The sequence below is a fragment of the Neotamlana sargassicola genome, from assembly GCF_020523965.1.
Lineage (GTDB): Bacteria > Bacteroidota > Bacteroidia > Flavobacteriales > Flavobacteriaceae > Neotamlana > Neotamlana sargassicola.
Window position 1 is genome coordinate 115,570 of sequence record NZ_JAJAPX010000006.1, and the last position, 19,724, is coordinate 135,293.

The following is a 19,724-nucleotide window of genomic DNA, read 5'->3' on the forward strand; positions in this document are numbered from 1 at the left end:
ATGGCGTATTTACTAAAAGTTAGCGCCATTGTTGGCCTGTTTTACCTTATTTATAAACTTTTGTTGCAAAAAGACACCTTTTTTAAACAAAATAGATGGTTTTTACTTTTTGGTTTAGGAGTTTCGTTTTTAATGCCGCTGTATGTTATAACCGAGTATGTTACTTACACGCCTATGGTTTTAAGCGATTTTACTTTTAACACCAAAACTATTGCAACTACAAAAACCTTTAGTTTTATTGATTTTTTGCCTTATTTATATATTACCGGTGCAACCATATTTTTAGTTAGGTTTTTAATTCAATTTACTGCCATATTTAAAATAATTAAGAACCCGAGTAAAAGAAAAGAAGGTCAATATATTTTTATTGAAAGCGACACCGCAGCGTCTCCGTTTTCATTTTTTAACTGGATTGTTTACAACCCAGAACAATTTAGCCAAACCGAATTACAACAAATTATAACTCACGAAAAAATTCATGCGAAACAAAAGCATTCTTTCGATGTTATTTTAGCTAATTTGGCTTGTGTTATTCTTTGGTTTAATCCGTTTATATGGTTATATCAAAAAGACTTAAAACAAAACTTAGAGTTTTTAGCAGATTATTCGGCCTTCAAAGCGGTGGCTTGCAAAAAACAATATCAATACACATTACTTAAACAAAGTTTACCAACTAATCAATTGGCTTTAAGTAATGCTTTTTATAATTCATTAATCAAAAAACGAATCGTTATGTTACACAAATCAAAATCAAACAACATGAATCGCATTAAATGTTTGGCTGTATTGCCGTTAATTGCTCTGTTTTTAATGAGCTTTAATACTAGAACTGTTTATGTTGAAAAAGAAATTTCTATGGAAACTAAACCAGAATTTACAACTAGTTTCACCGAACATTTTGAAGCAATTTTACAAAAAAACAGCACCGAAGCCGATTTAAACAAAATAATAAACACCCTAAAAGAACAAGGTGTTACCATTAAATTTAAAGGCTTAAAAAGAAATGCTAACGGCGAAATAACTGCCATAAAAATTGATGCTAAATCTAAAACCTCTAAGGCTAATTATAATATAAACGCTAACGAAGCCATTATACCTATTAAAATAAGTTACAACCCAGAGAACGAGTCTATTAACATCTCTGAAACAAAGGCTAAAACAGAATCTATTTTTATAAGCTCAACGGGTGATGCTGTAAATGTAAAAAGTAGCGAAAATGCCAAGGTAAAAGTTATTAAAATAAAAGAAGATGGCACTAAAAGCGTTTTTGCAACAAGCCAGCGAGATTCTATAATTTATATAATTGATGGTGTTGAAGGTAAAAAAGAAGATGCAGAAGCTTTAGAGCCTTCTAAAGTAAAATCTATAAATGTTATTAAAGATGAAAACGTTTTAGAAAAACATGGTATCTCTAAAGCCGTAATAGAAATTTTTACAAAAGATGAAACCGATACAAAAACAAGCAACAAAAACATTAAAATCATTAAACGAAATAGTGGGCTTAATGGTTTGCCAAAAGACTTGCTAGTTATTGTAGATGGTAAAGAAATTGACAGCGAAAAACTTATAGATTTGAATTCAGATGAAATTAAATCTGTAAATGTTTTAAAAGATGCAACTGCCGTTAAAGAATACGGCGAAAAAGGTAAAAACGGTGTAATTATTATTGAAACTAAAGAATAAGCGTTTTACGCTCCAATAAGAGGCTGTTTAAAAAGTGAAATCTGTCATTCTGAATTTATTTCAAAATCTCAAACAAGGATTTTCAAAACACATTAGAATCTGAAACGAGTTCAGATTGACAAAAATGTGACTTTTTAAACAGCCCATTTTATTAAAAAAAAAAATAATGTAACCCTTGTTACACAAATTAAAAACTTAAAGGCTTAATTTTATGCTCATAATTTAGCCTTATGATACAAGAACTAAAAGATAATTACGGCCACCTTTTTGAAAACGATCTTTTAAACGAAATAAACCAAGTGGGCACTTTTAAAGAAGTTCCAGAAGGTTTTAAAATGATTTCTATTGGCGACTACGTAAAAGCCATGCCGCTATTAATTTCTGGAGCTATTAAAATTTTACGCGAAGATAACGATGGCGACGAACTCCTACTCTATTTCTTAGAAAAGGGTGACACCTGCGCCATGACACTTACCTGCTGCTTAGGGCAAACAAAAAGTGAAATTAAGGCTATTGCCGAAACCGATGCTAAACTTATAATGATTCCCATTCAAAAAATGGAAGAGTGGTCGGCGAAATATAAAAGTTGGCGTAATTTTGTTTTCGAAAGTTATCATAATCGCCTAAATGAAATGCTTGAAACTATTGATAGCATTGCATTTTTAAAAATGGACGAACGCTTACTTAAATACCTAAATGAAAAAGCCCGCGTTTCAGAAGATGGCACAATTAGAAACACCCACCAAGAAATAGCTTATGAATTACATACATCGAGAGTTGTAATTTCCAGGTTACTTAAAAAACTTGAAAACTTAGGCGAAATTAAACTGCATCGCAATTATATTACACTTTTAAAATAACCTGTTCCTTTAAACAGAATGTCGTTCTATTTTAAAATTAACAATTAACTTCCAACCTCTAACTTCCAACTTCTTACTTCCAACTTCTAACTTCAAACTTCCAACTTCCAACTTCTAACTTTCCATACTTATGTAACCAATGTTACTGCGCAGGCAAATCACCAAGTATACATTTGCTAAAAAAACAAAACATGGATGTTTTAAACCTATTTGGCTACGCAGGCGCATTTATAATTGGCATATCGCTCGGATTAATTGGTGGTGGTGGTTCCATTTTAGCGGTACCAGTTCTTGCTTATCTTTTTTCAATTAACGAAAAAATTGCCACAGCGTACTCATTATTTATTGTGGGTACAAGCGCATTACTTGGCGGTTTAAAACAACATTTTAAAGGCTATGTAGATTGGCGAACCGCTCTTATTTTTGGCATTCCTGCTATAATTGGAGTTTCTGTTGTTAGGCATTATGTAGTTCCTGCGTTACCCGATGTTATATTTACTTTCGGTAATTATAACTTTACTCGTCGCATGGCTATGTTTGGTTTATTTGCTCTTTTAATGATTCCCGCAGCGTTCTCAATGTTAAAAAATACAAAAACTAAAACCGTTACAGGAAAAGTAAAATACAATTACCCCTTAATTTTAATTGAAGGCTTATTGGTTGGTGGTATTACAGGTTTAATAGGTGCTGGAGGTGGTTTTTTAATTATACCAGCCTTAGTAATTTTAGCAAATTTAGAAATGAAGGTGGCCGTAGCAACATCATTAATAATAATTGCATTTAAATCGCTTATGGGCTTTTTCCTTGGCGACGCATTTACAATGGATATTAACTGGAATTTTTTGCTACTTTTTACCTTTTTGTCTTTTATTGGCATATTTTTAGGAAGCTTTTTAAGTAATTTCATTGATGGCAACAAACTAAAAAAAGGCTTTGGCTACTTTATTTTTGTCATGGCTTTCTTTATTTTTTACATGGAATTTTTAACACCTCGCATTTAAAAAACCAATAAGTAACCTTTGTTACCTTAAAAACAAAACACTATTCTTAATTTAGCATCATAAAATTTATTACTATGAAAATAGAACAAATATACACGGGTTGTTTAGCGCAAGGCGCTTATTACATAGAAAGCAATGGCGAAGTTGCTATTATCGATCCGCTGCGTGAAGTACAACCTTATTTAGATAGAGCAAAAGCAAATAACGCAACCATTAAATATATTTTTGAAACCCATTTTCATGCCGATTTTGTTAGCGGTCACGTTACACTATCTAAAGAAACAGGTGCCCCTATTATTTACGGGCCTTTAGCAGAACCAAGTTTCGAGGCTATTATAGCCACAGATAATCAAGCATTTAAATTAGGAAATATTACCATTACAGTACTTCATACACCTGGGCATACTATGGAGAGTTCTGTTTATCTTCTTAAAGATGAAAACGGAAAAGACCACGCCATTTTTAGTGGAGACACACTTTTTTTAGGCGATGTTGGTCGTCCAGATTTAGCTCAAAAAACTGGAGAAATTACAGAAAAAGACTTAGCTGGATATTTATTTGATAGCCTTCGGAATAAAATTATGCCTTTAGGCGACGATGTTATTGTTTATCCTGCACATGGTGCTGGTTCTGCCTGCGGAAAAAACTTAAGTAAAAACACGGTTGACACGCTTGGAAACCAGAAAAAAACAAATTACGCCCTTCGGGAAGATATGTCGAAAGACGAATTTATAAAAGAAGTTACCGATGGTTTGTTACCGCCGCCTCAATATTTCCCATTAAACGTAAAAATGAATAAAGAAGGCTACGACGATTTTAACGATGTACTAAAACGAAGTGCCCAAGCTCTATCTCCAAATGCTTTTGAAGCCGCAGCTAACGAAACCGATGCCGTTGTTTTAGATGTTCGTCATCAAAATGATTTTGTTCTGGGACATATTCCACGTTCCATTTTTATAGGTTTAGACGGCGGATTTGCTCCTTGGGTAGGCGCGTTAATTGCCGATGTAAAACAACATATTTTATTGGTAACTCCCGAAGGACGCGAAGAAGAAACCATTACACGTTTATCGCGTGTTGGGTTCGATCAAGTTATAGGATTTCTTGACGGCGGATTTGAAAATTGGAAAAATGCTTCAAAAGATTACGATACCATTAGTTCTGTTGATGCTTCTATTCTAAAAAAAGCCATAAATAGCGATGAAGACATTTCTATTTTTGATGTTAGAAAAGATGGCGAATACAAATCGGAACATGTTATTGACGCTACACACACACCATTAGATTATTTAAACAATTATCTATCAGCATTTCCAGAAAACAAAACGTTTTACCTGCATTGCGCCGGTGGTTACCGAAGTGTTATCGCTGCTTCTATTTTAAAAAGTAGAGGTATTCATAATTTAATCGATGTAAAAGGAGGCTTTAAAGCCATTAAAGAAGCAGAAATAAAAGTAACCGATTATGTTTGCCCTACAACTTTATAATTAATTAAAATGAAATATATTTTATTCACCATGTCTATTCTATCTTTTTTATTTGGTGCTGCACAACAACCTAAAACAGTTAAGGTTCTAGAAAAAGCAGTTTTTAGTGATTCAATTAGTACCAAAACAGTACAATTAGTTGATGTTAGAACGGCCACCGAGTTTAACGCAGGCCATATAAAAAACGCTAAAAATATTGATGTTTTAAAACCCTCAAGCTTTGTTGAGCGCTTTTCTACACTTAATAAAAATGAACCGGTATACTTGTATTGCCGATCTGGAAAACGAAGCAATAGAGCTGCTAAAAAATTAGACAGCCTCGGGTTTAAAGAAATTTACGATTTAAAAGGCGGTTACTTAAATTGGATAAAATAAACGGGCAATTACCAATAAAAAACCTAAAATAAAACTAACAAAACAGCTAAAAATCATCAATTATTTTGGCTGTTTTTTTATGCCTAAAAATCCACAATCCGTATCTTTGTAAAACACCAAAAAACACATAAAAAATGGACAATTTAGATGCAGCACGATTGCAAATGGCTTTTACATTAATTTTCCATATTATTTTTGCTTGCGTTGGTATGGTAATGCCTTTTTTTATGATTGTTGCTCACAAAAAATGGTTAAACACTAAAAATCCTATTTACTTAACTCTCACCAAGTCGTGGCAACGAGGTGTTGCAATATTTTTTGTTACTGGTGCTGTTTCTGGAACTGCTTTATCGTTTGAATTAGGGTTACTTTGGCCTGAGTTTATGAAACATGCAGGCCCTATAATTGGAATGCCCTTTTCCTTAGAAGGCGCCGCCTTTTTTATTGAAGCTATCGCGCTTGGTTTTTATCTTTACGGCTGGAATAAATTACCCGAAAAATTCCATTGGTTTACTGGCGTAATTATTGGTATTTCTGGAGTTGCTTCTGGTATTTTAGTGGTTGCAGCTAACGGTTGGATGAATGCGCCTTCTGGTTTTGATTACATCGATGGAAAATTTACAAACATCGACCCAGTAAAAGCCTTTTTAAACGACGCTTGGTTTACGCAAGCTTTACACATGGCGCTTGCTGCTTTTACAGCCGTTGGTTTTGCTGTAGCCGGGATTCATGCGTATCAAATTTATAAAAAAAAACAAATCGAGTTACATAAAAAAGCTTTTAAAATTGCCATTACTTTTGCTGCAGTTGCCGCTATTTTACAACCTATAAGTGGCGATTTATCGGCTAAAGATATTGCAGAAAGACAACCTGTAAAACTGGCTGCAATGGAAGCCCATTTCGAAACAGAAAAAGGTGCGCCTTTATTTCTTGGCGGTATTGTAGATGAAGAAAACCAGGAGGTATCTTATAAAATTGAAATTCCTAAAGCTTTATCTTTTTTAGCCTTTGGAGATTTTGATGCCGAAGTAAAAGGATTAAACGAATTCCCCAAAGAAGACCATCCAAATGTTGCCATTGTACACTATGCTTTTCAAGTTATGGTTGGTATTGGTACCTTGCTCATGTTTGCAGGAATCTTGTTTTTTGTAAGTTTAAAAAAGAAAAAATGGTGGGAGTTAAATAAATTTTGGTTGGCATTTACAATATTAGCTCCCTTAGGCTTTATAGCCTTAGAAGCTGGTTGGATAGTTACCGAAGTTGGCAGACAACCTTGGATTATTCACAACATAATGCGAACTAAAGATGCGGTAACACCAATGCCCGGAATGATTTTTAGTTTTTACACTTACGTCGTTCTTTACACAATACTTACCGTTGCCGTGACCTGGTTAATGCGTCGCCAAATTCAATTTTTAAACGCTTCAAAAATATAATTATGCTTTACGTTGTATTGTTTTTTCTGTTATTCTCCTTATTACTTTATGTTATTTTGGCTGGAGCCGATTTTGGAGCAGGTATTGTAGAGCTATTTTCTTCAAAGGAAAGTAGAATTATTACCAAAGGAACCGTGTATCGAGTTATGGGGCCTATTTGGGAAGCAAATCATATCTGGATTATCATTGTAATTGTAATTTTATGGATTGCTTTTCCCGATTTTTACAACGTCCTTACCGTATATTTACACATTCCACTAACTTTAGTTTTAATGGGAATTACACTTCGCGGTGTTGCTTTTGTTTTTAGACATTATGATGCTTACAAAGGCAGACTCCATAAACTATACGATTGGATGTTTAGAATTTCTAGTTTAGTTACACCGGTATTTATAGGTTTAACTTTTGGAGCCATGGTTTCAGGAAAACTAATTATTACAAACAATTATGCTGCTTATAGCTTTTACGAAGTTTTTATTGCACCTTGGTTTAATATCTTTTCATTATTAGTTGGTTTCTTTTTTATGGCTTTATGTGCGTTTTTATCGGCTATTTTATTAATTGGCGAAGCTAAAAAAGAAGATATCAATATTTACTTAAAAAAATCTATCGTTGCCACTGTTTTGGTTATTTTATCTGGATTTTTCACATTAACTTACGGCTATTTAAACGACATTATTTTTGTAACCGATTTTATTGAAAATCGCTATTCTAACTATTTAATCTTATTATCTGCGATTTTAATTTACCCGCTATTGCGAAGCATTAAAAAAGGACATAAAGTTACCAGTCGTGGTTTAGCCGGTGCGCAAGTTATATTAATTTTAACGGCTGCGTTAATTGCCCATTTTCCGCATTTAATACTTACTTCTACTTCAGAAATCGGATTATTAGACAATGTAGCTTCAGAAAAGGTAATTAACAGCCTAGGCATCGCGTTAATTATCGGTGGTTCATTAATTCTACCAGGCTTATTTCATTTATTTAAATCCTTTAAAATTATTAAGGTTTTAGATCTTTAGTTAAATCTCATGTAACAATTGTTACCAACAACTCACGGCAAATTATATTAATTTGCAGCATAATTTTATATCCTATGAATTTTATCCTTCAACCCTGGCCATGGTATGTTTCTGGCCCATTAATAGCCTTGGGCATGTTTTTACTTTTACTTGCCGGAAAAACCTTTGGTATGTCTAGTAATTTAAGAACAATGTGTTCTATTTTAGGCGCAGGTAAAAAAGTGAAATTCTTTGCGTTCGACTGGAAAGCCCAAAAATGGAATTTAACTGTTGTTTTAGGCACTATAATTGGCGGATTTATTGCTGCCAACTTACTTTCAAATAATTTAAGTGTAGCTATTTCAGCAGAAACTATTTCAGATTTAAACGCTTTAGGCTTCAATAGTGCAGGAAAAGCTTATTTACCCACCGAGTTATTCGATGTATCGCAATTAAGCAACTTAAAAACCATAATTATTTTAGCCATTGGTGGTATTTTAATTGGTTTTGGAACACGTTATGCAGGCGGTTGTACTTCTGGTCATGCCATTACCGGATTAAGCAACTTACAATTACCTTCTCTCATTGCTGTAATTGGTTTTTTTGTTGGTGGTTTATTAATGATTCATATTATATTTCCTTTAATTTTTTAAACATGAAAAAGTATTTAACATATTTATCCATTGGTATTTTAATAGGAATCACTCTGTTTAAGTCGGAAGCTGCCTCATGGTTTCGTATTTATGAAATGTTTAAATTTCAATCGTTTCATATGTATGGCATCATTGGTTCTGCATTATTTTTAGGTATTATTTTTATTCAAATTATAAAACGAAAAAATTTAAAATCGTTTTATAAAGAAGCTATCATAATTCCTGCCAAAGAAAAAGGCTTTTATCGGTATTTTATTGGTGGCAGCATTTTTGGCTTAGGTTGGGCGCTTGCTGGGGCTTGCCCGGGCCCAATGTATGTGCTCTTGGGCGCCGGATTTTTTAATATTTTAGTGGTAACGGCATTCGCACTTTTAGGAACTTATTTGTACGGTGTTTTTAAAAACAAATTACCTCATTAGTTTAAATTTACAACTTGTAGTTGTTAGTTGTTTAATAAAAATGAAGTATTTCTTTTAATTTCAATAAACCATTAAAATAAAAGTCAATCAGTCTTTTGTTTACTATTTAAATTCAATAGAAAATAAATAGTTCATAAATAAAAAAAGCCAGAAACAAATGTTTCTGGCTTTTTTGTCGGGGTGGCAGGATTCGAACCTGCGACCTCCGCGTCCCAAACGCGGCGCGATAACCGGGCTACGCTACACCCCGTACTTGAGTATTTAAAAAATATCTAACAGACATTTTTAGCGAAAAACAAGCCGGCGCTTGGCTTTTCTAAACTCTAGCGGAGAGACCGGGACTCGAACCCGGGCAACACTTACGCGTTGACAGATTAGCAATCTGCTCCATTACCACTCTGGCACCTCTCCTATTCTTTTAAGAACTTCGCAATAAATTTGCGGTTGCAAATGTAACTTTTACTTAACAGTTGCGCAACTATTTTTATTTATTTTTTTAAAAATTATTCTGGATATTCAATTCTTAAATGGTAAATGTTTGCTAGCTTGTACTTTAGTACTTTTTTAATTGATTGAATTTCTTTAAAAGTAATATTAGCATTTAAAAATTGTTCCTCCTCTATTTGTTTATTTATAATATTTTCTACGAACGCTTCAATTTTTGTAGTCGTTGGCTCCTTTAAGCTTTTCGAGGCTGCTTCAACACTATCGCACATCATTAAAATAGCAGTTTCTTTACTAAATGGTTTTGGTCCAGGATAACTAAAATCGGTTTTATTTACCTTTTCAAATTCCTTCTTCTCTTTCGCATAAAAATAATACACTAAGCTTGTACCATGATGGGTACGAATAAAATCTATAACGCGATCTGGCAGATTGTATTTTCGAGCAATTTCAATGCCATTTATTACGTGATTTACTATTATCTCAGCGCTTTCTTTATTCGATAATTCTTGATGCGGGTTAATGCCTGTAGATTGATTTTCGGTAAAATACGTCGGGTTTTTCATTTTACCTATGTCGTGATACAAGGCTCCTACACGTGCTAACATCGCATTTGCTCCTATTTCGTTCGCGCTGGCTTCAGCTAAATTAGCAACATTTAAAGAGTGATGAAATGTTCCTGGTGCTTTGTTCGATAGTTCTTTAAGTAACTTCGAATTTGTATCAGACAATTCTAACAAGGACACATCCGATACCAAACCAAATAATTTTTCGTAAGCATAAATTAAGGGCTGAACAAACAATGTTGCTAATCCGCATAAAATAAACCAAATAAAAGTTTCCCATTTTAATTCGGTAACACTACCTTCATGAATCACAAAAAACGCAAAATAGGCTATAATATAAATTAATGTAATTTGCCCTACAGAAATAAATAAATTAGCCCTTTTATAAAGCTCGGAAACCGTTAATATGGTTACAATACCGGCTATAATTTGTAAAAACATATACTCGTAACTGTTTGGCACTATAAAACCAAGTAATAGAACGGTTAGTACATGCGCAAACAAACCTAAGCGCGCATCGAAAAAAGCCTTAAAAACCAATGGTAAAATACAAATAGGAACCACATAAATGTATTTTGAATTGTAATTAACAACCATTGTTGAAATTAAAATAATCAAGGCTATATTAAAAAATATAAAAGTAACTTTCGTGTTATCATCGAAAACTGCAACACGGTATTTTTGTAAAAAAAGTAGCAACATCAATAATGCCAACGCCACTAAAACGGTATATGCAATTAAAACCCATATGTAATTAGATTTATTCCAAACTTGCGACTCGTACTCCTGTTGCAACGATTTAAGTATTTGGTAAGTACCCTCATCAACAACTTCTCCTTTCGAAATGATAAGTGTTTCTTTGGCTATGCTGCCTCGTGTAAACGAAATTTTATTAAGTTCGTTAGCCTTTACTTTATTTGTAAAAGAGCTATCAAACACTAAATTAGGTTCAACCAAATCAAAAAACAAAGCCGTAAACTCATTTCTATAATTTAATAAATTATTTCGTTTTAAAATAGTATTAATCACGGCAGATACATCGTCTTGACGAATTAAGTTTGCTATAAAACCTTCCTTTATCTGCTCTCGATTATTGAGTAAAATAATTTGCCTTTCGGCGGAAAAATTGTGATTTTCCTTTAAAATACCATAATCGTATAAATTATTAATTATTTCATTTCCAACTTTTTTTATTTCAACTAAATCTGAAGCCGTAATAGAATCGTTAAATGCTTCCTTGTACTTTAAATAAAAAGCATTTTCAACTTTAGTTTTAACAGTATAATCTACATCAAAATACAACGGAATTTGAGCCTCAACCTGCTCTTTTTCCGAAGCAATTTCTGCTTCAGTTTTCTTTATTGCAAAATTAAATGGTGCTTGTAAATTTTCCGATTGCCAAGGTTTTCCTTTTTCGAAATCGTATTTAAATTTTCCACTCTTCGGAAATAAATAAACAATAAAAAAAGTCGTTGCAACAAACAATAGTGCTTTATAAATTAAGGCATGGTTTCTGTAAAGTTTGTTTATAAAATCTTTCATTTATTACTAAGTGTAAATCAAATGTAATAAAATTATAACCTTATACCGCGTTTTATATTCAACTTATAGCTTATTTATCTCTTAAAAAAACCTTACTTTCGCGAGTACTAAACTATACATTTAGCTCATGAATAACGAAGTCGTAATAGTATCTGCAGCAAGAACACCAATTGGTAGTTTTTTGGGAGCACTATCTACAATACCGGCGCCAAAATTAGGTGCCGTTGCGATAAGAGGAGCGCTCGATAAAATAAATTTAAACCCCAATTTGGTAAACGAGGTTTTAATGGGACATGTGGTTCAAGCCGGATCTGGACAAGCGCCTGCGCGGCAAGCCGCTATTTTCGCTGGAATTCCAGATACAGTACCTTGTACAACAATAAATAAAGTTTGCGCTTCTGGAATGAAAGCGGTTATGCAAGCGGCACAAAGTATTGCCTTAGGTGATGCCGAAATTATTGTTGCAGGTGGTATGGAAAATATGAGCTTAATACCCCATTATTTTAATGCACGAACAGGAAAAAAGTTTGGACCTGTAACCCTTGAAGATGGCATGCAAAAAGATGGTTTAGTAGATGTGTATAACCAAAACGCTATGGGCGTTTGTGCCGACGATTGCGCCATAAAATATAATTTTACTAGAGAAGAGCAAGATGCTTTTGCCATACAATCGTACAAACGTTCGGCCGAAGCTTGGGCTAATGGAAAATTTAACAACGAAGTTGTACCTGTTGAAGTACCACAACGTCGTGGAGAACCTATTGTAGTAAGCCAAGACGAAGAATTTACCAACGTAAAACTCGATAAAATACCAACGTTACGTCCTGCATTTTCTAAAGACGGAACGGTAACAGCAGCAAACGCTTCAACCATAAACGACGGTGCTGGGGCTGTTGTGCTAATGAGCAAACAAAAAGCAAACGAGTTAGGAATAAAACCTTTAGCTACCATAAAAAGTTATGCCGATGCAGCGCACGAACCAGAATGGTTTACTACGGCGCCTGCCAAAGCATTACCAAAGGCTTTAGAAAAAGCAAATTTAAATATTGAAGATGTGGATTACTTTGAATTTAACGAAGCATTTTCTGTAGTTGGTTTGGCTAATATGAAAATTTTAGGATTAACAGACACCAATGTAAACGTAAATGGTGGTGCAGTTTCTCTTGGGCATCCATTAGGCTGTTCGGGTGTTAGAATTTTAATAACTTTACTTAACGTATTAAATCAAAATAATGCCAAAATTGGTGCAGCAGCTATTTGTAATGGTGGTGGTGGCGCTTCGGCAGTTATTATAGAACGAAATTAATTTAAATGCAGTACGGAATTTGTAATTTAAGTATTGTACCGCTTAGAAGTGAAGCTTCAGATAAAAGTGAACTTATCTCCCAAGTGTTGTACGGTGATATTTTTAAAATTATTGAACCTAGAAAAAAGTGGAGTAAAATCCGTTTAGCTTTCGATAAATATGAAGGTTGGATAGACAATAAACAGTATTTCGAACTTACTGAAGAACAATACAAAACGTTTAACGCAGAAAGCCCTGTACTTACCTTAGACTTGGTTGAATTTATTGAAGATCAAAACAATCAACTTCACCCCATAGTTATGGGATCTACACTAAATGGTTTGAGCTTATTAGGGCATCAATACGACGGAAATAGTACTAACTTAAAATCACCTAAAGAAAATTTATTAAATACCGCGTTTTTATATTTAAACGCGCCCTATTTATGGGGTGGCAAAACACCTTTTGGTATAGACTGTTCGGGCTTTACACAAATGGTTTATAAGTTAAATGGCTATAAATTGCTGCGCGATGCATCGCAACAAGCTACCCAAGGTGAAGCTTTAAGTTTTATAGAGGAAAGCGAACCCGGAGATTTAGCGTTTTTTGATAATGATGAAGGCATAATTACTCACGTTGGTATTATAATGCCCGATAATTATATTATTCATGCTCATGGCAAAATACGCATCGATAGAATTGACCATTCTGGAATATACAATGTGGATACTAAAACGCATTCGCATAAATTGAGGGTTATTAAAAAAATAATTTAGCAAATTACATTTCAATTTCTTCGGCTAGTATTTGAATGCCGTCTGCCATCCCAATTAATGCCTTAACATTATTCATACCATTGCGTAACTGTTCGTGAGCCACTAAAATACTCCATACGTTATACACGTAGCTATTAAAATCTTGTGGCGTTGCTTCCGGTAAAATGCCTAAGCTTATAGCCACATTTAATATTTGTTTTAGTAAACCTTTAGCCTGTTCAATTTTTTCTTCTAAGGGCAAAATAATTTGAGAAACCACCTCTTGTGCCGGATGAATTATTTCCAAGGCCTTACTAATCTGTCGTTTTTTGCGCTCGTTGGGTTTCCCATTCAATACAAACTTTTGTTGTGCTAGTTGTGCGCGTAAACCAGACACTTCGGCACATTGCGTATAATTTAAAGTTTTTAAAGTATCCTCGGTTGTTTCAAGCCATGTAAACAAAGTATCAATAGAGCTAAATTTTTTTTGATGAATATCGGTTACCAACCTAGGAAGCTCCATTAATTTAGGTTTTAATTGATTTATAATATATAAAGACGACTTTTTCACAAGATAATTTATTCTGGTAATAACTTAGTTTCAACCTCACCATTATCGCGCTCAATGGTTTGCCATTCCATACCCTCTTCAACTAAAGTCATTTTAATGCGTACAATATTTTCTGGTGGAATTTCTTTTAATTGATGCGATTGTACTAAAACCTTAGTATTATCCATATCAATTGTTTTTTTAGGCTCTTGAATTTTGGAAATTAACGATTCTTGTAATTGAGTTGTTAATTTGCCCTGAATCTCTTTATCATCATTTTTAGTTGCTGTTATAAAAAAACGAGAAACACTAGTAGCAAATTTATTTAACGATTTTCGAATATCTTCTTTAGCTTTTAAGTCTTTTTCTAATACATCGGTATCTGCAGCAATGCGTTTTCTTAATAAATCGGATTGTTTTCTATCAAAGCTATCAACCCTCAAAACATCTTTAAACACATTATACGCATACGAGTTGAAGCTTTTATTATCGATTGGCTGATAATTTTTTTCTTCAACTTCATTCAATTCATCAATAGCAATAGGAATATCCAATTCTATATTAGAAGCCTTAAATCGGGGCACCGAAAAGTTTTTTAATATAGAATTGGCAGCATAAGCCTCGGCTATTTTGGCCGATTCTACATCGGCCATAGCACGGGCTTGATTTATTCCAGACACTAAAGACCCTAAATAATCTTTTAAAAGTGGCATAATGTATAGGATTATTGATTTGCTGGTAAGCCAACAATAGACTCTTCAAGAATATTTAAAATCTTCTCCATACCTCCAGGCATTTCGTCTTGACTTGCTTTAACATTTACACCTAACTGATAGGTTTTTTCTACTTTACTACCAGCACGCGATGTTCTTTTATAAGAAGCATTCACCTTAAAACTAACTGAGTTAGTAAAACTAGTTGACGCACTACCTTTAGCTAATAATGAACTTAAACCGCTTGTACCCGCAGAAACACTACCTTTTACGGTATTTTTCATAGCAAAGCTACTGGATGCGTTAAACTCTGAAGCAACATTGCGATACTCCATAGAGTTAATTTTTGCATTAAAATCGATAGTAGCCTCGTCTATTCGAATAAAAGGAATTGGCACCATAGTTAATAAAGGTACTTCCAGTTTCATTTCGTCGTAAACCGCTGGTACAGCTACTTCATCTCTTGTTGTTAAAGAAGCTTCAGCAGTTTCAACTGCCGACGGGTCTGCTGTACTGTTGTACGTTATGGTAATAGTATCGTCATCTGAATAACCTTCTCCTCCACTTTGCAATGCTAAATCGATACCATTAGAACCGTTTACAGAAGCGACTACATTGCCACCTGTACCCGTCGATGTTGTAATTATTACGCTAACAATAGAATCGGCATCGCTTACACTTCCGCTTAGCGAAACACCATCAATAATTCCATTTTTAGCGGGTATATAAGGCGCGACTTGTTTAGGGTATTTAAACTGAACATACACTGGTCCTCCCGGAGTAATTTCACCAGTTGTTGGATCTTCAGAATCTTGTTCGAAACCAACACTTTTAATAAAACCTACAGTTGAAAGTGCTGCTTGAGCTTGGGCTTCTACAACTGCTGTTAATGGACCACCAATCATGGAACGAAAATCGATGGATGATAGCTCTTGCCCTGGATTATAGTTTGAAACTGCCATAATAAATTTAATTTAGTACCTACTCGTTTAAATACAGGCTTTTCGGTTAACGCCTTATTATGAAAAAATCTCGGGAAGAAGTATATACAAATGTCCTTTAAAAGTATTTACATTTCAAGAGGGAAAACACCCATTTGTTAAAAGAAAATACCCAAAAAACAAAAAACCCGAAGTAAAAACTTCGGGCTTTTTTCGCACTAATACTACTAAGATGTTAGGTTTATCGCAATCTATCTACAGATTTTACAAGATCTTCATCCTTTTTAATGGCCTTATTGGCTAAGGCTAAAAACACGATAGAAATAACAGGAAGAAGCATCCCAATACCTTTCTCAGAAACCGCCGTCTCTCCAGATACGTTTAGTGATTGATACACGAAAAATCCTAGTAAAATAAAGTTTAATATGATGTTAAGTCGCCCCAACATAAATTGAGACTTCCTATTTTTAAACATAAATATTGAAATAATTGATAATAAGGCAGAACCTAAAAACAAGCCCAAATACACTATTTCATCTTTGGCAAATATAGTAATATCATTTTCTGTAACCCATAAATTGAATACAAATATTAAGCCTGCCGAAACTAAAGCGGCACATAACAGATAAATTGTTTGAATGCGTTGTAACATGTATTTTTTTAAAACTTGACCGCAAAAATAACAGAAATTATATTAAAAATTAAAATAATGTTGTATAATTGCAGTAATAATTCACAACAACCGTAAAAACAAACGGTTAATTCTTCAGAAGAAATAAATAATTCATTCTACAGAATAGCAAATTCTTATAATATACATATTCACTTATATATCAATGTTTGAAATTTCACAATTAAAAGAAAAAAAACTTACTGAGTTACAAGAAATAGCAAAGAAACTAAGTATCCCAAAGTATCGTTCGTTAAAAAAATTAGATTTAGTATATCAAATTCTAGATCAACAAGCGGCCGACCCAAAAGCTGTTAAAGAAGCCGTAACACCGGCAGCAGATACAACAGAAACCAAGGAGAAACCTACTCCAGAAGCAAAAAAACCAAGACAGCGCATACAAAAACAGCCTAAAAATACGCCTCAAAAGAATAGCGAGGATAAAAGCCCAGCGCCACAAAAAAATAATGCTGAAAAAACTTCTGATAAAAAACAAAATAATCAGAACGATAAAAATCAAAATCAGCAAAAATCAAATCAAAGAAATAACAACAACAATAATCACCAAAATAAAAATCAACATAAAAACCAAAAAAATAATGGTAATAACCATGTTGATAAAGGCAATAAAGATAACCGAAACCGTTATCGCGAGCCAGATTTTGAATTTGATGCTATTATTGAAAGTGAAGGTGTTTTAGATATTATGCAAGATGGATATGGTTTTTTACGTTCTTCGGATTATAACTACCTATCTTCTCCAGACGATATTTATGTATCGCAATCGCAAATTCGTTTATTCGGACTTAAAAAAGGGGATACTGTTTTAGGGAATGTACGTCCGCCAAAAGAAGGTGAAAAATATTTCCCTCTTATTAAAGTGAATCTTATAAACGGACAAAAACCAGAAGTGGTTCGTGATCGTGTATCGTTCGAGCATTTAACGCCTCTTTTTCCAAAAGAAAAATTTAATATAGCCGAAAAACAAAGTACCATTTCTACTCGAATTATGGATTTGTTTTCTCCAATTGGTAAAGGGCAACGTGGTATGATTGTTTCGCAACCTAAAACGGGTAAAACCATGTTACTTAAAGATGTTGCGAATGCCATTGCTGCCAATCATCCTGAAGTTTACCAAATGATTTTACTTATTGATGAACGTCCTGAAGAAGTTACAGACATGCAACGTAATGTTCGTGGTGAAGTAATTGCTTCAACCTTTGATAAAGAAGCTCATGAACACGTAAAAATAGCCGATATTGTTTTAGAAAAAGCAAAACGTTTAGTAGAATGTGGACACGATGTTGTTATTTTATTAGATTCTATAACACGTTTAGCAAGAGCTTATAACACGGTACAACCTGCTTCGGGTAAAATTTTAAGTGGTGGTGTTGATGCCAATGCTTTACACAGGCCAAAACGCTTTTTTGGAGCTGCCAGAAATATTGAAAATGGTGGTTCTTTAACCATAATTGCTACTGCGCTTACAGAAACTGGCTCTAAAATGGATGAAGTTATTTTTGAAGAATTTAAAGGAACAGGTAACATGGAACTGCAATTGGATAGAAAAATATCTAACCGTAGAATTTTCCCTGCTATCGACCTTACATCTTCAAGTACGCGTAGAGATGATATTTTACTTGACGATACCACTGTGCAACGTATGTGGGTAATGCGTAAATACCTAGCAGATATGAATCCTGTTGAAGCTATGGAGTTTATTAATGAGCGCTTCAAACAAACAAAAAACAACGAAGAGTTTTTAATATCTATGAACGGATAATTTAAATTCTTTTCTTAAAAATAACTAAAAAGCAAACTCTTGGAGTTTGCTTTTTTTATTCACGAAATACATTTTATAATAGTTTAAAGCATAAAAAAAAGCGAACCTAAAATGGTTCGCTTTTTAAACTTATATAATTTACCGTTGTTTAAGCGTGTAATGCTCTGTCATCTGTTGCAGCAAGAGCGGCTTCTTTTATAGCTTCAGTAAATGTTGGGTGTGCATGCGACATACGCGAAACGTCTTCTGCACTTGCGCGGTATTCCATAGCTACAACCGCTTCTGCAATCATATCGGCAGCGCGAGCGCCAACCATGTGTACACCTAAAATTTCATCTGTTGTTTTATCGGCTAACACTTTTACAAATCCGTCAATATCCATACTTGCTCTACTTCTACCTAAAGCACGCATTGGGAACTGCCCTGTTTTATATGCAATACCAGCTTCTTTAAGTTGCTCTTCTGTTTTACCAACAGCTGCCACTTCTGGCCATGTGTAAACTACACCTGGAATTAGGTTATAATCGATATGTGGTTTTTGTCCTGCTAAAGTTTCAGCTACAAAAACACCTTCTTCTTCGGCTTTGTGAGCTAACATGGCGCCTTTTACAACATCGCCAATAGCATAAATATTAGACGCGCTAGTTTGTAAATGGTCGTTAACTTCAACACGACCTCTTTCGTCTATTTTAACTCCGGCAGCTTCAGCATTTAAACCATCGGTGTAAGGACGACGCCCAACAGACACTAAACAATAGTCTCCTTTAAACTCAACCTCCTCACCTTTTTTATTATCTGCTTTTACAATAACCTCATCGCCTACGCGCTCTACAGATTTTACTTTATGCGAAGCATTTATTTTAAACTTCTGTTTCTTTAAAACTTTATTTAATTCTTTAGAAACACCAGCATCCATAGTTGGTACAATTCTGTCGGCATATTCTATAACCGAAACTTCAGCGCCTAAACGTTTGTATACTTGACCAAGCTCTAAACCAATAACTCCACCACCAATAACTATTAAGTGTTTTGGTATTTCTTTAAGTTTTAAAGCTTCTGTTGAAGTAATAACGCGTTCTTTATCTAAATCAATAAATGGCAAGCTAGCAGGTTTGCTACCTGTTGCTATAATCGTGTTTTTGGCTTCAATTTCTGTGGTTTCTTCTCCAGAAATAGTAATATGTGTTGCATCTTTAAAGCTTCCTAAACCTTGGTAAACATCAATATTATTCTTTTTCATTAAATAATCGACTCCTCCGATAGTTTGATCGACAACCGATTGCTTGCGCGCAATCATTTTCTCAAGATTTACCTTTATCTCACCTGGAATGTCAATACCATGTGCTTCAAAATGCTTAATAGCATCTTCGTAATGGTGCGACGAATCTAATAATGCTTTACTTGGTATACACCCAACATTTAAACAAGTTCCGCCAAGTGTTGCGTATTTCTCTATAATGGCTGTTTTCATGCCTAATTGTGCGCAACGAATAGCTGCTACATATCCTCCAGGTCCAGAGCCTATTACGGCTACATCGTATGAATTCATAAACTAATGTT

18 protein-coding genes and 2 tRNA genes are annotated in these 19,724 nt (G+C 34.1%); 12 read left to right on the plus strand and 8 right to left on the minus strand.

Annotated elements, in window-relative coordinates; all coding sequences use genetic code 11:
• The 9 genes from LG651_RS13965 to LG651_RS14005 all read left to right on the plus strand — a co-directional run bounded on the left by LG651_RS13965 (position 1) and on the right by LG651_RS14005 (position 8,915).
• Entirely contained in the window at positions 1–1,683 is a 1,683-nt protein-coding gene (locus tag LG651_RS13965) for a M56 family metallopeptidase (protein ID WP_226696732.1), read from the plus strand.
• 230 nt (positions 1,684–1,913) lie between these two features.
• Complete coding sequence (locus tag LG651_RS13970; protein WP_226696733.1) at positions 1,914–2,543, plus strand: Crp/Fnr family transcriptional regulator; 630 nt, start codon at positions 1,914–1,916, stop codon at positions 2,541–2,543.
• Positions 2,544–2,734: 191 nt separating this feature from the next.
• Positions 2,735–3,544 (plus strand): sulfite exporter TauE/SafE family protein, encoded by an 810-nt coding sequence (locus LG651_RS13975; protein WP_226696734.1) that lies wholly within the window; start codon positions 2,735–2,737, stop codon positions 3,542–3,544.
• A 74-nt stretch (positions 3,545–3,618) separates the two neighbouring features.
• Positions 3,619–5,031 (plus strand): MBL fold metallo-hydrolase, encoded by a 1,413-nt coding sequence (locus LG651_RS13980; RefSeq protein WP_226696735.1) that lies wholly within the window; start codon positions 3,619–3,621, stop codon positions 5,029–5,031.
• A gap of 9 nt (positions 5,032–5,040) precedes the next feature.
• A complete protein-coding gene (locus LG651_RS13985) occupies positions 5,041–5,406 on the plus strand; it encodes a rhodanese-like domain-containing protein (RefSeq protein WP_226696736.1) in 366 nt (121 codons plus the stop codon).
• Between the two features lie 134 nt (positions 5,407–5,540).
• A complete protein-coding gene (locus LG651_RS13990) occupies positions 5,541–6,842 on the plus strand; it encodes a cytochrome ubiquinol oxidase subunit I (RefSeq protein WP_226696737.1) in 1,302 nt (433 codons plus the stop codon).
• A gap of 2 nt (positions 6,843–6,844) precedes the next feature.
• The gene (locus LG651_RS13995; protein ID WP_226696738.1) at positions 6,845–7,864 is read left to right on the plus strand and encodes a cytochrome d ubiquinol oxidase subunit II; all 1,020 of its coding nucleotides are present in this window, start codon (positions 6,845–6,847) and stop codon (positions 7,862–7,864) included.
• Between the two features lie 74 nt (positions 7,865–7,938).
• Complete coding sequence (locus tag LG651_RS14000; RefSeq protein WP_226696739.1) at positions 7,939–8,496, plus strand: YeeE/YedE family protein; 558 nt, start codon at positions 7,939–7,941, stop codon at positions 8,494–8,496.
• Positions 8,497–8,498: 2 nt separating this feature from the next.
• Entirely contained in the window at positions 8,499–8,915 is a 417-nt protein-coding gene (locus tag LG651_RS14005; RefSeq protein WP_226696740.1) for a YeeE/YedE family protein, read from the plus strand.
• Positions 8,916–9,090: 175 nt separating this feature from the next.
• Here LG651_RS14005 and LG651_RS14010 read toward each other — a convergent pair.
• From LG651_RS14010 to LG651_RS14020, 3 genes are all read right to left on the minus strand, one after another.
• A tRNA-Pro gene (locus LG651_RS14010) sits at positions 9,091–9,165 on the minus strand.
• Between the two features lie 77 nt (positions 9,166–9,242).
• Positions 9,243–9,326: transfer RNA gene (locus LG651_RS14015), tRNA-Ser, on the minus strand.
• 92 nt (positions 9,327–9,418) lie between these two features.
• Positions 9,419–11,467 (minus strand): HD family phosphohydrolase, encoded by a 2,049-nt coding sequence (locus LG651_RS14020; RefSeq protein WP_226696741.1) that lies wholly within the window; start codon positions 11,465–11,467, stop codon positions 9,419–9,421.
• Positions 11,468–11,594: 127 nt separating this feature from the next.
• Here LG651_RS14020 and LG651_RS14025 point away from each other — a divergent pair, with 127 nt between their 5' ends.
• Entirely contained in the window at positions 11,595–12,773 is a 1,179-nt protein-coding gene (locus tag LG651_RS14025) for an acetyl-CoA C-acyltransferase (protein WP_226696742.1), read from the plus strand.
• Positions 12,774–12,778: 5 nt separating this feature from the next.
• Positions 12,779–13,528: a C40 family peptidase gene (locus tag LG651_RS14030; RefSeq protein ID WP_226696743.1), complete on the plus strand. Its 750-nt coding sequence runs from the start codon at positions 12,779–12,781 to the stop codon at positions 13,526–13,528.
• A gap of 4 nt (positions 13,529–13,532) precedes the next feature.
• Here the strand turns inward: LG651_RS14030 and LG651_RS14035 are convergent, their stop codons facing one another.
• From LG651_RS14035 to LG651_RS14050, 4 genes are all read right to left on the minus strand, one after another.
• Positions 13,533–14,030, minus strand: a complete 498-nt coding sequence (locus tag LG651_RS14035; protein WP_226696744.1) for a hypothetical protein — start codon at positions 14,028–14,030, stop codon at positions 13,533–13,535.
• A 56-nt stretch (positions 14,031–14,086) separates the two neighbouring features.
• The gene (locus tag LG651_RS14040) at positions 14,087–14,770 is read right to left on the minus strand and encodes a hypothetical protein (RefSeq protein ID WP_226696745.1); all 684 of its coding nucleotides are present in this window, start codon (positions 14,768–14,770) and stop codon (positions 14,087–14,089) included.
• 11 nt (positions 14,771–14,781) lie between these two features.
• Entirely contained in the window at positions 14,782–15,732 is a 951-nt protein-coding gene (locus LG651_RS14045) for a DUF2589 domain-containing protein (RefSeq protein WP_226696746.1), read from the minus strand.
• Positions 15,733–15,952: 220 nt separating this feature from the next.
• Positions 15,953–16,363, minus strand: a complete 411-nt coding sequence (locus tag LG651_RS14050) for a DUF4293 domain-containing protein (protein ID WP_226696747.1) — start codon at positions 16,361–16,363, stop codon at positions 15,953–15,955.
• 184 nt (positions 16,364–16,547) lie between these two features.
• Between LG651_RS14050 and rho the strand changes: the two genes are divergently transcribed.
• On the plus strand, positions 16,548–18,164 hold the full coding sequence (gene rho, locus LG651_RS14055; protein WP_226696748.1) for a transcription termination factor Rho: 1,617 nt from the start codon (positions 16,548–16,550) through the stop codon (positions 18,162–18,164).
• Between the two features lie 148 nt (positions 18,165–18,312).
• Here the strand turns inward: rho and lpdA are convergent, their stop codons facing one another.
• Positions 18,313–19,713 carry a dihydrolipoyl dehydrogenase gene (gene lpdA, locus LG651_RS14060; protein WP_226696749.1) on the minus strand — a complete coding sequence of 467 codons (1,401 nt, stop codon included), beginning with the start codon at positions 19,711–19,713 and terminating at the stop codon, positions 18,313–18,315.
• Positions 19,714–19,724 lie beyond the last annotated feature (11 nt).